The organism is Streptomyces sp. NPDC008317, from assembly GCF_042955955.1.
Classification (GTDB): Bacteria; Actinomycetota; Actinomycetes; order Streptomycetales; family Streptomycetaceae; genus Actinacidiphila.
Window position 1 is genome coordinate 86,912 of the sequence record NZ_JBIBFQ010000007.1, and the last position, 13,808, is coordinate 100,719.

Sequence of the window (13,808 nt, forward strand, 5' to 3'; positions counted from 1 at the left end):
GGCAACTTCTAGACGCAACGCAACGGTGCGTCTACTCTAGAGCCCATGACAGCGACCAGCACCCTCCGCGACCCCCGGGTCGTCTCCGCCCTGACCGCGATGTTCGACCGGGCCGCGCAGGACGACGCGACCCGCCGCCGTATCCGGGCCGCGTGGCCCGACGGCTTCGCCCCGGCGACGCCGCGGGAGTTGGCCGACGCCAACGCCGAGGTCTACATGCCGATCTCGGCCGACGGCGGAAAACTCCTGTACAGCCTGGTCCGGGCCGTCCGCCCGGCCACCGTCGTCGAATTCGGCACCTCCTTCGGGATCTCCACCCTCCACCTGGCCGCCGCGGTGCGCGACAACGGCGCGGGGCGGGTGATCAGCACCGAACTGAGCGCGGACAAGGCCGCCGCGGCCCGCGCGACCTTCGCCGAGACGGGTCTCGACGGACTGGTCACCGTCCTCGAAGGCGACGCCCGCGACACCCTCGCCGAACTGTCAGGTCCGGTGGACTTCCTGCTGCTCGACGGCTGGAAGGACCTCTGTCTGCCCGTCCTGCGGCTGCTCGAACCGCGCCTCGCGCCGGGCACCCTCGTCGTGGCCGACGACGTGGACCTCACGGACCTGGCGCCGTATCTCGACTACGTCCGCGATCCGCGCAACGGCTACGAGAGCGTCACCTTCCCGGTCGAGGACGGCATGGAGATCAGCTGCCGTCTGTGAGCCGCGGCGGCAAGGGGCCCGGCAGGACGAACGGCCGGGCAGGGGCCCCCGGCGGACGGCAACGGGAAGAGGGCCGCGGCGGCCCGGAAAGCAGAGGCGGATGAAAGGCGACGCCGTGGAGCGCGCGGAGCAGCCGAGCCCTCGCGGAGCGCGGCGGCTGCTCGCCGACCACGCCATCGACACCCGCCCGCTGGCCCTGCCCGCCTTCCGGCGGCTCTTCATCGGCCAGGGCACGTCGTTCGTCGGCTCGATGCTCACCCAGATCGCGGTGCCGGTCCAGGTCTTCCGGATCTCGCACTCGTCGCTGGCCGTCGGCATGGTCGGCTTCGCCGGTCTGGTGCCGCTGATCGTCTTCGGCCTCTACGGCGGAGCCGTCGCCGACGCCGTCGACCGCAGGACGCTGTATCTGTGGTCCTCGCTCGGCACCTGGACGGTGACGCTGGCGCTGCTCGCGCAGACGCTGCTCGACCTGCGCAATGTCGGACTGATCCTCGCCCTGGTCGCGACGCAGTCGGCCGGGTTCGCGATGGCCAGTTCCGCGCGCGGCGCGATCGTGCCGCGCATCGTCGAACCCGGCCTGATCCCCGCCGCGAACACCCTCAACTACGTGATCGGCACGGTCGGCGAGGTCGTCGGCCCGCTGATCGCCGGTGTCCTCGTCACCGTCCCGCACGGCTTCGCGTACGCGTACGGCGCGGACGCCGTGCTGTTCACGGCCGCGCTGCACTCCACGCTGCGGCTGCCCCGACTTCCGCCGGACGGCTCCGCGGGCCGCCTGGGTCTGCGGTCGGTACGGGACGGGCTGTCCTTCATCGGCGGGCGGCCGGTGCTGGTGATGAGCTTCTTCGTGGACATCTGTGCCATGACGCTGGCGATGCCGCGGTCGCTGTTCCCCGCCGTCGCGGACGCCCGCTTCGGCGGCTCGGTCGGACTGCTCTACTCCGCCATCCCGATCGGCTCCGTCCTGGCCGGGCTCGCCAGCGGATGGATCGGCCGGATCCGGCGGCAGGGCGTGGTGCTCACCGGCGCCGTGCTGGTGTGGGGCGCCGCCGTCGCCGTCTCCGGCCTGGCCCGGCAGCTCTGGCTGGTCGTCCTGCTCCTCGCCGTGGCCGGCGCCGCCGACCTGATCAGCGCGGTCCTGCGCCAGACGCTCCTCCAGACCTACGCCCCCGACGAGATGCGAGGCCGTATGCAGGGCGTCCACACCGTCGTCGTCGCCGGCGGCCCCCGGCTGGGCGACCTGCGCGCCGGTACCATGGCCGCCGCGCTGGGCGCCGGGCTGTCCTGGACAATTGGCGGCCTCGCCTGCGTGGCGGTCGTGGCACTCGCCGCGCCGCTGGCCCGCTCCTTCTGGCGCTACGACTCCGGCACCCCGGCCCCGGCGGCCGACCCCGCGAAGGACACCGGCCCGCTGCGCGAGCAGACCGCCCCCTGACGGCTCACCAGCCGGTGCGCCCCGCCGGGTACATCCGCTCGCATCAGCTCTTTGCACCAACCCCATTCGCGCCAGTCGGCACACTCCCCTCGCGGCGCCGGATCTGTCATCGTCGACTTGTCAGCGCACGAACAGAAATGCGCTCCAGCGGACCCACAACCAGACATGACCCGACGTCGAACCGACGCCGTGGTCTCGAGCGCGGTTCGAGGTCCTCTCCCCCACGCTGATCCGCACCGCGTACGCGGGCGACACCGCGTTCCTGGACGCGCCGACCTTCAACGCCGTCGGCCGTGACGGCTTCGGCGGCGCCCCGTTCACCCAGCGGGTTCTCGCGCGCGTACGGCTCACTCCAGACCGGCGGCTACGGCGGCAGGGCCGGGCTCGTGACCGGGCCGTGGGCCGACAAGCGCACCACCGTGCACTTCACCGGTGACACCCGCTCGAGCGAGGCGCTGCTGCCGTACACGTACACCCTGGCCGAGGAGGCTCGGAGGCCCGGTGTGCCGGTGTGCCGGTGTGCCGGTGACCAACGCCACCGCGCCGAAGTCCGTGACCGTGGACGGCGTCCCGGTGGCCAGGAGCGCCTGGGCGTGGGACGCCGCCGCCGGGAAGGTGACCGTCACCGTTCCGCAGAGGTCCGTGCGTCAGCAGGTCACCGTCAGCTATCGGTGACGCCGCCCGGGGACGCGGCCGGGGCCCACCGCGCCTCGGTGGCGTCCAGCAGGTGTGCGATACGGGCGGGGTCCGGCAGCGGGCCGTGATCGCCGGGGACCCGCAGGGCCGCGCCCGCGGTGACATGGCCGAGGCGCAGCGCGCGGACGGGCGGCTCGCCGCGGAGCAGGCCGGTGAGGAATCCGGCGGCGAAGGCGTCGCCCGCGCCGACGGGTTCCACGACCTCGACGGCGCGGGCGGGCACGGTGTGCGCCGTCGCGCCGTCGAAGGCGGTCGCGGCGCGGGCGCCGTCCTTGACCACCAGCACGCGCGGGCCCGGCAGCAGGGCGCGTACGTCGGCGACGTCGGCGAGGTGCGCGCCCCACAGTTCCTGGGCCTCGTCCAGGCCGACGAAGGTGATGTCCGCGCGGTCGGCGAAGTCGCGCAGGACGCCGGGCGCCGCGCCGTCCGGCCAGAGCGCGGGCCGGTGGTTGACGTCGAAGCTGACCGGCAGCGGGCCGCGCAGCGCCGCGTCCACCAGGTCGCGGCAGGAGTCCGACAGCGCCGCCGTGACGCCGGTCAGGTGCAGCAGCCCCGCGGTGCGTACGGCCTCGGCCGCCAGCGATCGCGGCCCGAGCGCGGACGCGGCCGACCCCCGCCGGTAGTAGTGCACGCGGGTGCCCTGCCCGCCGGGGCTCTTCACCATCACCCCGGTCGGCCGCCCCGTGTCGGTCGTGACGCCGCCGACGTCCACCCCGCACGCCGCGACCTCGGCCACGATCCGCCGCCCGAACGGATCGTCACCGACCGCCGACACCCACCGGGCCTCCACCCCGTGGTCGGCCAGATACATCGCCGCGTTCGACTCCGCCCCGGCGACCTCCACCCGCAACCGCCGTGCCTCCGCGAGCGTTTCACCGGTCTCCGGCACCATCGCGACCATGGTCTCCCCGAGGCAGGCGACGGGGCCGCCGATCCCGATCACGGCAGTCTCCTCGCGGGGGTACGGCGCGGGCCCCGTCCGGTCATGGCGAGTGACGGCGCCGGGCGATGCCCCCGTCCCGTCGTACTCCCGGTCATCGCGCGGCCCGCGCGCTCGGCGCGTCCGTCTCCGCGACGGCGGCGAGGAAGTCCCTGGCCCGCGCGCGGAGTGCGGTCCGGCTGCCGCCGCTCGCCGCGTCGCCGATGAGGGGCGAGCCGACGCCGACCGCGAGGGCTCCGGCGGCGAAGTAGGCGCGGGCGGCCGGGATGTCGACGCCGCCGACGGGCACGAAGGGCAGGTCGGGGAAGGGGCCGCGCAGGGCGCGGAGGTAGCCGGGGCCGCCCGCTTGCTCGGCGGGGAAGAGCTTGAGCGCGGTGGCGCCGAGCCGCCGCGCGGTGACGATATCGGTGGGCGTCATCACTCCGGCCAGCACGGGCAGGCCCAACTCCCGTGCGGCGCTGACGCCTTCGCCGACCGCGGGCGTGACGACGAAGTCGGCCCCGGCGCGGTGCGCGTCCTTGGCGTCCTGCTCGGTGAGGACGGTGCCCGCGCCGAGCGGCGCGTCGGGGCCGAGGGCGGCGCGGGCCGCGGCGATGACGCCGAGCGCGTTCCGGCCGCTGAGCGAGACCTCGACCAGCGCGACGCCCTCCTCGACCAGGGTCAGTACGGTGCGCAGCGACGCGTCCTCGTCGTCGCCGCGCACGATGGCGACGAGGCGGTGGGCGCGCAGCGCGGTGAGCAGGTCCACGGGTGATGTTCCTTTCCTGTTGCGGTGATTCGGACGGCGTGGGGCCGGGGCGGGCGGTGGGGTCGGGGTGAGCCGGTCGCGGTGAGCCGGACACGGTCAGCCGATCCCGTCGAGGGTTCAGCGGCCCGGGGCGGACGCGGCGGCGGCGGAAGCGCCGGCGGCCGTGACCGTGAGCCGCCAGCGGACCTCGCCGCTCGCAGGAACGCGGGCCGCGTCCCCCTCCCCCGCCGTCGCCAGGTCGAAGACCCGCCCGAGCATCGGCTCCACGCCGATCGAGCGGTACGGCGCGCCCTCGGGGAAGCCGCCCAGATTCCGCCACAGGGCGATGGACGCGGGCTGACCGGCCACGTCGAGCGCGAACCGCAGCCGGTCGGTCCCGTCGTGCACGGTCACCGTCGCGGCCTCGACGACCGCGCCGCTCGCCGTACCGTCGTCGGGCCCGAGCAGGTCGAAGCGGGTACGCGTCCCGTCGCCCGTGCCCCCGGCGGACGGCCAGGTGAACGGCTCGCGCCGCGCACCCCCGTCCGGGTAGTGCAGGGCCTGTGCGCCGGGCGGCAGTTCGATCCGGCCGTCCCGCGACACGTCGAGGAGCGCGTGGGCGGCCCACAGGAAGCGGTAGCCGGGCGCGGCGGTCAGCCGGTAGTCGACCACCGCGCCGCCGCCGGGGCCGCCCCCGATCCGCCGGGTGAGCCGGAAGTCGGGGTGGTCGACCCGGTCCGCGCCATCCGCGCCATCTGCGCCGTTCTCGCGCCGCCAGGGGCGCGACCACACGTCGCCGTGGTCGGGGACGCCCCGGACGGTGGGCAGGCACTCCTCCACACCGCCCGCGTCGGCGAAGGCGTCACCGGGCGCGGCGCCCGCGCGACGCGGCTCGTCCCGGTGCCAGAGCCATTCACGGTCCCCGGCCCGCAGCGACGTCCAACGGCCGCCGTGCGCAAGGTCGGTGACGATCCGTACGGGAAGCGCCGCCCCGGTCAGCGCTGTCACCATTCCGCGAACGACCCGTCGGCGTGCCGCCACACCGGATTGCGCCAGGCGTGCCCACCGCGGTCGGCGGCGCGTACCGCCGCCTCGTCCACGGTGATCCCGAGCCCCGGCAGCCCGGTGCGCAGCGCCTGGCCGTGCACGAAGCGGAACGGCTCGGTGTCCACCAGATACGACAGCAGGTCGGCGTCCTTGTTGTAGTGGATGCCGCGGCTCTGCTCCTGGATGAGGAAGTTCGGCGTGCAGAAGGCGACTTGGAGGCTGGCGGCGAGCGAGATCGGCCCCAGCGGGCAGTGCGGGGCGAGTTGGGCGCCGTACGTCTCGGCGAGCGACGCGATCCGCGTCACCTCGGTGATGCCCCCGGCGTGCGAGAGGTCCGGCTGCGCCACGGCTATGCCCGCGGTGAGCGCGGGCAGGAACTCCGCACGCCCGTACAGGCGTTCACCGGTCGCGATCGGTACTTCGGTGGAGGCCACCAGGCCGCCGAGCAGATGTCCCAGCTCCGGCAGCAGCGGCTCCTCGACGAACAGCGGGTGCAGCGGCGCGATTTCACGCAGGACACGCCGGGCGCCCGCGGCGGTGAAGCGGCCGTGGAAGTCGACGGCGACATCGCGTCCGGGGCCGAGCGCCTGGCGCGCGGCGGCCACCCGCTCCACGACGGCGGCGGTCTCGGCGGGCGTGGTGAGCGCCGACGTGCGGCCGGCCGCGTTCATCTTGACGGCGGTGAAGCCCGCCTCGACCTGCGCGCCGACGTCCTCCGCGAGCCGCGCGGGCTCGTCGCCGCCGACCCAGGCGTAGACCCGGACCGCGTCCCTGACCGGACCGCCGAGCAGGCCGTACACGGGGGCGCCGTACGTCTTGCCCGCGATGTCCCACAGCGCGTGGTCGAGACCGGCGACGGCGCTGGAGAGCACCGGGCCGCCGCGGTAGAAGCCGCCCTTGGTGAGCACCTGCCAGTGGTCCTGGATCCGCAGCGGGTCCTGGCCGATCAGATACTCGGCCAGCACGTCGACGGCGGCGCGCACCACCTCGGCGCGCCCCTCGACCACGGGTTCGCCCCAGCCGACGACGCCCTCGTCTGTCTCGATCCGGCAGAACAGCCACCGGGGCGGTACGAGGAAGGTCTCGACGCGCACTATCTTCACTTCGCCGCCTCTGAAGCCGTGGAGGTCTGGGATTCCTTGGATGCCCGCGCCGTTTCGGATGCCCCGCTTGTCCCGGACCCGCCGGACCCGCCGGACCCCTCGACCGCCTCGGCGCCCGAGCCGTGCACCAGGTCCAGGTCGCGGACGGCCTGGTCGAGCAGGGCCCGCATGGCGCGCTCGGCGGCGTCCGGGTCCTGGTCGCGTACCGCGTCGAGGACGGCCCGGTGGCTGGGCACCGGGTCCTGGCCGTGCGGGGAGCTGTGCACGATCTCGTCGCGGTGCGCGAGACCGGACTCGATCACCATCTCCATCCGCTCCAGCAGTTCGTTGTGGGTTGCGGCGAGCAGGGCGCGGTGGAAGGCGAGGTCGGCCTCGACCGCGTGCGCGGCGCCGCCCTCGTCCTCACCCATCGCGGTGAGCGCGGAGTCCAGCGCGACCAGGTCCCCGTCGGTACGGCGCACCGCCGCCAGCCGTACGGCGGCCGGTTCGACGATCCCGCGGACCTCGCCGAGGCTGCGCAGCAGCCCCAGGTCGGCCCCGGTGCCGGTGCCGCCCGCGAACTGCCAGCGCAGCACGTCGGCGTCCAGCAGATTCCAGTCGGCGCGGGCTCTGACGAAGGTGCCGCGCTTCTGCCGCGCGTCGACCATCCCCTTGGCCGCCAGCACCTTCAGCGATTCGCGCAGCGCGGTGAGACTGACGTCCAACTCGCTCTGCAACGCCACGAGATCGAGTGTCGCCCCTTCGGGGATCTCGCCGCTGAGCACCCGGCGCGCGAGAGTCTCCACGGTCTGCCCGTGCACTCCGCGGCGCGCGTATGGCGTCATGTCGTTCTGCCTTTCTCCAGGTCGGGTGGGGTACCCCGGGTGAGGTACGGCGATGGTGGTCGGCGGCGGTCAGGCCGAGGCCTTGGTGACACTCCAGCCGCCGTCCACCAGCAGGCTCGAACCGGTGATGTACGAGGCGTCGTCCGAGGCGAGGAAGGCGATGGCCGCGGCGACCTCCTCCGGGCGGCCGAAGCGGCGCGCCGCGGTCTCCGCGACGCTGCGGGCCCGGTCCTCCTCGGGCACCCGGTCCCAGGCCGCGGTGAGGATCGGACCGGGGAGCACCGCGTTGACCCGGACCTCGGGCCCGTACTCGACGGCCAGTTGGCCGCTCAGCGACAGCAGCGCGCCCTTGGCCGCCGCGTAGGCGGGGTGGCCGGGGATGCCCTTGTGCGCGTGGACGGAGGAGGTGAGGACGGCGGCGCCGCGGGCGGTGCGCAGGTCGGGCAGCAGCGCCCGGAAGCCGAGGAAGCCGCCGGTGAGGTTGACCGCGAGCTGACGCTCCCAGGAGGCGACGGACATCTCGTGGGCCGGGGCCACGTCGACGGTGTAGGCGTTGGAGACCAGGGCCGCCACGGGGCCGTAGGCGTGCGCCACCGCGACGATCCGCTCCCAGTCCTCGGGGTCGGACACGTCCGCCCGTACGGACACCGCCCGGCCGCCCTCCTCGCGGATGCCCGCGGCGACGCCCTCGGCGCGGTCGGCCGCGATGTCGGCGAGGACCACGGCGGCGCCCTCGGCCGCGAGCCGTTCTGCGGTGGCCGCGCCGATCCCGGAAGCGGCTCCGGTGACCACGGCCACCTTGTCGGCGAAGCGGAGTGCTGCGTTCATGTGCTGGTCCTGCTCCTCGGTACGGTGGGGCTGGTCGGTACGGTCGGTGCGGTCGGGTCGCTCGGTGCGGTCGGACCGGTCCGGGCCTCCCGCGACTTTAGTGACGCCCGGAGCCGTCGGCGGCCTCCTGCCGCGCCAGCACGACGAGTTCGGCGTCGTGTCGACCGGTCCAGCCGAACGGCAGGCCGCTGTGGAGCAGATACGCCCCGCTGTACACCGTCCCGTCCGCCGTGTCGGTGTAGCGGGCGGCGGGGTCCAGGCCGCGCAGCCGCAGCCGCGAGGCGCGTCCGGGGACCAGCGGCGCGCCGTCGAGCCGTCCGGTGCTCCACGCGGTGACCACGACCCGCGCGCCGCCGCGCTCCTCGTACTGGACACCGCAGGTCGGATCGGCGGGGCCGTTCAGCAGCCGGGCCGTGCCGTGGTGGACGACGTCGCGGATCTCCTTGTAGCGGGCGATCCAGCCCGCCGCCTCGGTGCGCTGCTCCGGCGTCCAGGCGCGGATGTCGGCGCCGATGCCGAGCACGCCCGCGATGGCGAGGACGAAGCGGAAGGCCAGGGAGCGGGGCCGCGGGTCGAAGACGCCGGGCGCGTCGGTGACCCAGGAGCTCATGGTGTGCGGGGCGTGCGCGTGCAGATAGCCGTACTGGATGGCGAGCCGGTCGAGCGGCGCGGTGTTGTCGCTGGGCCAGACCACGTCGGTACGGGCCAGCGTGGCGTGTTCGATGCGGGCGCCGCCGCCCGCGCAGCCCTCGACGGTGACGTGCGGGTGGTGGGCGCGCAGGTGGTCGAGGACCCGCAGGTATCCGGCGACGTGGTCGGCGTCGAGGTCCTGGCCCGCGGCCGGTCCCGTGTCGGGCCTGCCGCGCTCGGTCGGCGGGCGGTTCATGTCCCACTTGAGGTAGCTGACGGCGTGTTCGCCGAGCAGCCGGTCCAAGGTGGCGATCACGAAGTCCTGCACGTCCACCCGGCCGAGGTCGAGCAGCAGTTGCTCGCGGACGAGGGTCGCCGGGCGGCCGTCGATCCGGTACACCCACTCGGGGTGCTTGGCGTACAGCTCGGACCGCGGGCTGATCGCCTCCGGTTCGACCCACAGGCCGAAGTCCATGCCGGTGGCGCGGACCCGCTCGATGAAGCCGTCGAATCCCTCGGGGAAGTTGGCCGGGTCCGGGGTCCAGTCGCCCAGTCCCCCGGTCTCGTCCCGCCGCCCGCGGAACCAGCCGTCGTCCACGACGAAGAGTTCGACGCCCATGTCGGCGGCGACGGCGGCCAGTTCGAGCTGCGCGTCGGCCTCCACGTCGAAGCCGGTGGCCTCCCAGGAGTTGTACTGCACCTTGCGGGTACGGTGCAGCCGCTCGCCGCTCAGCGCGCGCTCGTACGCGTGCCAGATCCGCGTCAGTCCGTCGAGCCCTTCCGGGCTGAAGGCGCAGGCGACGCGCGGGGTGGTGAGCGTGGCGCCGGGCGCGAGGCGGACGGACTCCTCGTGCGGCAGCCGTCCGGCGCGTACGCGGACGATCCCGCCGGGTTCCGCGTCCGCGGTGATGTGCCAGTTGCCCGACCACTCCAACGCGATGCCGTAGGTGGGGGTGTCGCCCTCCTGCGGGGCGGCGGCGTCCTGGACCGCGAGCCAGGGCGCGTAGGCGTGGCCCGGCACTCCCTGGGTGGAGGCCATCTCGAACCGGCCCCTGACGAGGTCGAGTTGGGTGCGCTGGAACTCCTGCGACCACTGGCCCGTGAGGTAGGTGAGCCGGGCGCCCTCGCCGTCGGTGACGGGGACGCTGATCGCGGCGGAGTCCAGGCGTTCCAGGCGCAGTTCGTCCGGTCCCGTGCAGGTCAGCTCGGTCCAGCGGAGCAGTACGTCGGTGCCGGACACGGTCTCGTAGCGCAGCGCGACCCGCAGTCCGAGGTGGTCGTCGGTGAAGTCCAGGCGCAGCGACCGGTCGTCGTCCTGTGTGGCGCGCTCGAAGGTCCACCACACGCCGCGTTCGCCGTCGGGGCGGCGTACGACGAGGTCGGCGCCGCCGAAGGGACGCATGCCCTGGGGGAGGTATTCGGCCGGGGCGGCGTCGGCGGGGGTGATGTAGTGAGTGCGGCGCGACCAGTCCAGCGGGGACGGGCCGGTCTCGGCGCCGTGCGGGCCCCAGGCGGCGACCTCGGCCCACCGCCCGTCGCCGCCGAGGCGGACGGCGTAGGTGGTGGTGTCGGTGCGCAGCAGCCACGGTGCGGCCGACGGCGTTGCGGACGGGGTCACTTGACTGCTCCCAGGTTGAGTCCGGCCACGAAGTGCCGCTGGAATCGGAGGAAGACGATGACGGTCGGGGCGGCGGCGATCACGGAACCGGCCGCGATGACGTTCCACATGGAGACGTACTGGCCCTGGAGGCCGATCAGCGACGCGGTGATCGGCATCTTGCTGTCGGTGCGCAGCACGGTGATGGCCCACAGCAGGTCGTTGAAGATCCACGTGAACGACAGCGCGGTGAGCGCGGCGAGCGCGGGCCTGGCGAGCGGCAGGATGATCCGCGTGTAGATCTGCCAGGGGCCCGCTCCGTCGATGACGGCGGCCTGCTGGATCTCCGGCGGGATGGACCGCATGAAGCCGTGCAGCACGAAGACGTAGAAGCCGACGCCGAAGCCGACCTGGACGCCGATGAGGGCGTACAGCGAGTCGTAGAAGCCCAGTTGCTCGCTGAGCTTGGAGACCGGGATCAGCAGGATCTGCGGCGGCAGCAGATTGCCGCTGAGCATCACCAGCAGCAGTACGCGGCGCAGCGGCACGTCGTACCGGCTGAGCGCGAAGGCGGCCATCGAGGCGAGCAGCAGCGAGACCAGCACGGTGGGGACGGACACCAGCATGCTGTTGATCAGCGCGCGCTGCTGTCCGCCGTCGACCCACGCCTGGCGGAAGCCGTCGAGGGTGAAGGAGTGCGGCAGGCCGCCGAGGCCGTTGGCGGCGATGTCGTCGAAGGAGCGGGTGCTGGTGACCAGTACGACGACGATGGGGATCAGCCAGATCAGCGACAGCAGTCCCGCGCCGGTGTGGAAGGCGGCGGTCCCCCAGGCGCGGCGCCGGTCGGGCCGACGGCTCCCGCCGCGCGCGGCCTTCGCACCGGCACCCGCGTCCTCGCCGGTACGGTCCGCGGTCGGCGCCGCGTCGGCGCCCGCGTGCGTGACGGTCATGAGTCGGCCTCCTTGAAGGCGCGCACCAGGTACGACGCGATCACGCCGAACGCCAGCACGAAGATCACGACGGCGAGCGCGGAACCGTAGCCGAGCCGCAGGGACTGGAAGGCGGTGGAGTACATGTACGTGCTGAGCAGTTCGGAGGAGTGGTACGGGCCGCCGCGGGTGAGCGCCCACACCACGTCGAAGGAGCGCAGCGAGTCGATGATGATGACCGACAGCACGACCGCGTTGACGCTGCTGAGCTGCGGCAGCGTGATGTGCCGGAACTGCTGCCAGCGGGAGGCGCCGTCGACCTTGGCGGCCTCGTAGAGCATCGGGTCGATGCCCTTGAGTCCGGCCAGGTAGAGCACCATCACGTAGCCGATCTGCCGCCACAGGGCGGGCACGATCACGGCGTAGAACGCGGTGTCCTGGTCGGCGAGCCAGGGGTGGGTGAGGCTGCCGAGTCCGAGGCCGGACAGGGTGTGGTTGATCAGGCCGTCCGGCTGGTACATCGCCTGCCAGACCAGGGCGGTCGCGGTCAGCGAGAACACCACGGGAAGGAAGAGCGCGGCCCGGTAGAAGCCGACCCCGCGCCGCTCCTGCTGGAGCAGCAGGGCCGCGCCGAGGCCGAGCGCGGCGGACAGGCCGCCGAAGAGCACCAGCCACAGCACGGTGTCGAGCACGGCGGTGTGGAAGACGCTGTCGTGCACCATCTCCCGGTAGTTGCCCAGGCCGATGAAGCGCGGCGCCGAGACCCCGTCCCACTTGGTCAGCGAGAGGTAGAAGCCCTGGAGGGCGGGCCAGAAGACCCAGAAGCCCTCGGCGAGCAGCGGGACCAGGACGAAGGCGAGGACGACGGGCGGGACCCGGGTCGCCTGCTTGCGCTTCTTCGGCTTCCCCGGCTTCTTGCCCGGGTCCGCGCGGGTCGCGGTGAGCACCGCCATCTCACTGGCTCCAGATCTTCTGCGCGTCCCGCTGCCAGGTGGTGAGGATCGAGTCGATCTCCTTGGGCTTGGCCAGGAACTTCGTCAGCGCGGTGTCGGCGGTCGGCTGGAGGGCGTCGCTGGAGTCGCGGTTGAAGAACTGCGTGACCTCGGCGGCGCTCTCGATCAGCGCGCGGCCCTTCTTCACCAGCGGGGTGCCGCTGTCCTTGGCCTTGGGGTTGGTCGGCAGCGCGGTGCCGGAGGAGCCCTTGATGTAGGTCTCCTGCGCCGGGGCGGTGGCCAGATACCGCATGAAGTCCTTGACCTCGTCCCGGTGGCCGGTGCGGGCGCTGGCGAAGTAGCCGTCGGTGGGGCCCTCCTCGGCCATCGGGATCTTGGCGTCGATCACCGGGAAGCGGAAGAAGTCGATGTCGTCCAGTTCGCCCTTCGGGGCGGAGTCGGCGAAGAAGGTGCCGATCAGCATCATCCCGGTGCGGCCCTGGAGCAGCGCCGTGGTGGCGTCCTGGAAGGCGAGCGCGGTGCCGTTGGGGTCGAAGTACGGCAGCGCCTCGGCCCACTTGTCGAAGACCTTGCGGACCTCGGGGTCGTCGAAGCGGTGCTTCCCCGCGAGCAGGTCGCGGTGGTACTGGGCGCCGTTGATACGGATGTTGAGGTAGTCGAACCAGGACGACGCGACCCACGCGGTGCCGCCGCCAGCGCCGAGGCCGATCGGCGCGACGCCCTTGGACTTGAGCGTCTCGCACAGGGCCATGAACTCGTCCCAGGTCTTGGGCTCCTGGACGCCCCACTTCGCGAAGTTCGACTTCCGGTAGAACACGCCCCACCAGTAGTACGTGGCGGGCACGAACACCTTCTGGCCCGACGAGGAGGTGCACAGCGTCTGGAGCGCCTTGGAGTAGCCGGACAGCTCCGGCTCGGCCCAGATGTCGCCGACGTCGAGCAGCAGATTCCTCTTGGCGTACGAGTCCGCGACCGAGCCGGGGTACCAGGTGAGCAGGTCCGGCGGGTTGCCGGAGGTGAGGTACGTCGGGAGCTGGGTGCGGAAGGTCTCAGAGGCGACCGTGTTCAGCTTGGCCTTGCCGTCGCCCTGCTTGTTGTACGCGGCCACGAGGTCCTGCATCGCGGCCTTCGCCTGCGGGGACGACAGGTTGGACTGAAGGGTGACCGGGCCCTTGCCCGACTGGGTCTTGGCACCGGACGAGCCGGAGGTGACGCAGCTACTCATCATCGCCGCGGCGCCGACGGCGCCCGCACCGGCGAGGAACCGGCGGCGGCTGGGTTGCGAGGTGTTCATGGGACTCCCTTACGCCCACGGAACGGGGCCCGGCCCCCTGACGACCGGGCCCTCGTTCGGCTGGTACAGACTGTCGTGACGGCGGAGCGCCGTCAAG

General features: G+C 73.2%; 13 protein-coding genes. 3 read left to right on the plus strand and 10 right to left on the minus strand.

The window, feature by feature from the left end; all coding sequences use genetic code 11:
- Positions 1–45 precede the first annotated feature (45 nt).
- The 3 genes from ACFY9V_RS23020 (at position 46) to ACFY9V_RS23030 (ending at position 2,818) form a co-directional block, all read left to right on the plus strand.
- Complete coding sequence (locus tag ACFY9V_RS23020; RefSeq protein WP_391162647.1) at positions 46–708, plus strand: class I SAM-dependent methyltransferase; 663 nt, start codon at positions 46–48, stop codon at positions 706–708.
- 100 nt (positions 709–808) lie between these two features.
- Entirely contained in the window at positions 809–2,143 is a 1,335-nt protein-coding gene (locus ACFY9V_RS23025) for an MFS transporter (protein ID WP_391162648.1), read from the plus strand.
- 525 nt (positions 2,144–2,668) lie between these two features.
- Positions 2,669–2,818, plus strand: coding sequence for a hypothetical protein (locus ACFY9V_RS23030; protein ID WP_391047784.1), 150 nt, complete (start codon positions 2,669–2,671; stop codon positions 2,816–2,818).
- Here ACFY9V_RS23030 and ACFY9V_RS23035 read toward each other — a convergent pair.
- The 10 genes from ACFY9V_RS23035 to ACFY9V_RS23080 form a co-directional block, all read right to left on the minus strand.
- On the minus strand, positions 2,805–3,782 hold the full coding sequence (locus ACFY9V_RS23035) for a PfkB family carbohydrate kinase (RefSeq protein ID WP_391162649.1): 978 nt from the start codon (positions 3,780–3,782) through the stop codon (positions 2,805–2,807). The genes ACFY9V_RS23030 and ACFY9V_RS23035 overlap by 14 nt on opposite strands.
- A gap of 91 nt (positions 3,783–3,873) precedes the next feature.
- Positions 3,874–4,527 (minus strand): bifunctional 4-hydroxy-2-oxoglutarate aldolase/2-dehydro-3-deoxy-phosphogluconate aldolase, encoded by a 654-nt coding sequence (locus ACFY9V_RS23040; protein ID WP_391047789.1) that lies wholly within the window; start codon positions 4,525–4,527, stop codon positions 3,874–3,876.
- A 117-nt stretch (positions 4,528–4,644) separates the two neighbouring features.
- Positions 4,645–5,517: a hypothetical protein gene (locus ACFY9V_RS23045; RefSeq protein ID WP_391162650.1), complete on the minus strand. Its 873-nt coding sequence runs from the start codon at positions 5,515–5,517 to the stop codon at positions 4,645–4,647.
- Positions 5,511–6,656, minus strand: a complete 1,146-nt coding sequence (gene dgoD / locus ACFY9V_RS23050) for a galactonate dehydratase (protein ID WP_391162652.1) — start codon at positions 6,654–6,656, stop codon at positions 5,511–5,513. Before dgoD ends, ACFY9V_RS23045 begins: the two co-directional genes overlap by 7 nt.
- Entirely contained in the window at positions 6,653–7,480 is an 828-nt protein-coding gene (locus ACFY9V_RS23055) for an FCD domain-containing protein (RefSeq protein WP_391162653.1), read from the minus strand. The genes dgoD and ACFY9V_RS23055 overlap by 4 nt, the downstream gene beginning before the upstream one ends.
- A 69-nt stretch (positions 7,481–7,549) precedes the next feature.
- A complete protein-coding gene (locus tag ACFY9V_RS23060) occupies positions 7,550–8,308 on the minus strand; it encodes an SDR family NAD(P)-dependent oxidoreductase (protein ID WP_355334955.1) in 759 nt (252 codons plus the stop codon).
- Positions 8,309–8,405: 97 nt separating this feature from the next.
- Positions 8,406–10,556, minus strand: a complete 2,151-nt coding sequence (locus ACFY9V_RS23065; protein WP_391162654.1) for an alpha-galactosidase — start codon at positions 10,554–10,556, stop codon at positions 8,406–8,408.
- On the minus strand, positions 10,553–11,485 hold the full coding sequence (locus ACFY9V_RS23070) for an ABC transporter permease subunit (protein WP_391162655.1): 933 nt from the start codon (positions 11,483–11,485) through the stop codon (positions 10,553–10,555). The genes ACFY9V_RS23065 and ACFY9V_RS23070 overlap by 4 nt, the downstream gene beginning before the upstream one ends.
- Positions 11,482–12,417: a sugar ABC transporter permease gene (locus tag ACFY9V_RS23075; protein ID WP_355334961.1), complete on the minus strand. Its 936-nt coding sequence runs from the start codon at positions 12,415–12,417 to the stop codon at positions 11,482–11,484. The genes ACFY9V_RS23070 and ACFY9V_RS23075 overlap by 4 nt, the downstream gene beginning before the upstream one ends.
- 1 nt (position 12,418) lies before the next feature.
- Positions 12,419–13,711 carry an ABC transporter substrate-binding protein gene (locus ACFY9V_RS23080; RefSeq protein WP_355334962.1) on the minus strand — a complete coding sequence of 431 codons (1,293 nt, stop codon included), beginning with the start codon at positions 13,709–13,711 and terminating at the stop codon, positions 12,419–12,421.
- Positions 13,712–13,808: the final 97 nt, after the last annotated feature.

Bases quoted from the DNA above. Each gene is read 5' to 3' on its own strand.
- ACFY9V_RS23020 (WP_391162647.1), top strand. From the start codon at position 46: ATGACAGCGACCAGCACCCTCCGCGACCCCCGGGTCGTCTCCGCCCTG.
- ACFY9V_RS23025 (WP_391162648.1), top strand. From the start codon at position 809: ATGAAAGGCGACGCCGTGGAGCGCGCGGAGCAGCCGAGCCCTCGCGGA.
- ACFY9V_RS23045 (WP_391162650.1), bottom strand. From the start codon at position 5,517: ATGGTGACAGCGCTGACCGGGGCGGCGCTTCCCGTACGGATCGTCACC.
- ACFY9V_RS23055 (WP_391162653.1), bottom strand. From the start codon at position 7,480: ATGACGCCATACGCGCGCCGCGGAGTGCACGGGCAGACCGTGGAGACT.
- ACFY9V_RS23060 (WP_355334955.1), bottom strand. From the start codon at position 8,308: ATGAACGCAGCACTCCGCTTCGCCGACAAGGTGGCCGTGGTCACCGGA.
- ACFY9V_RS23070 (WP_391162655.1), bottom strand. From the start codon at position 11,485: ATGACCGTCACGCACGCGGGCGCCGACGCGGCGCCGACCGCGGACCGT.
- ACFY9V_RS23075 (WP_355334961.1), bottom strand. From the start codon at position 12,417: ATGGCGGTGCTCACCGCGACCCGCGCGGACCCGGGCAAGAAGCCGGGG.
- ACFY9V_RS23080 (WP_355334962.1), bottom strand. From the start codon at position 13,711: ATGAACACCTCGCAACCCAGCCGCCGCCGGTTCCTCGCCGGTGCGGGC.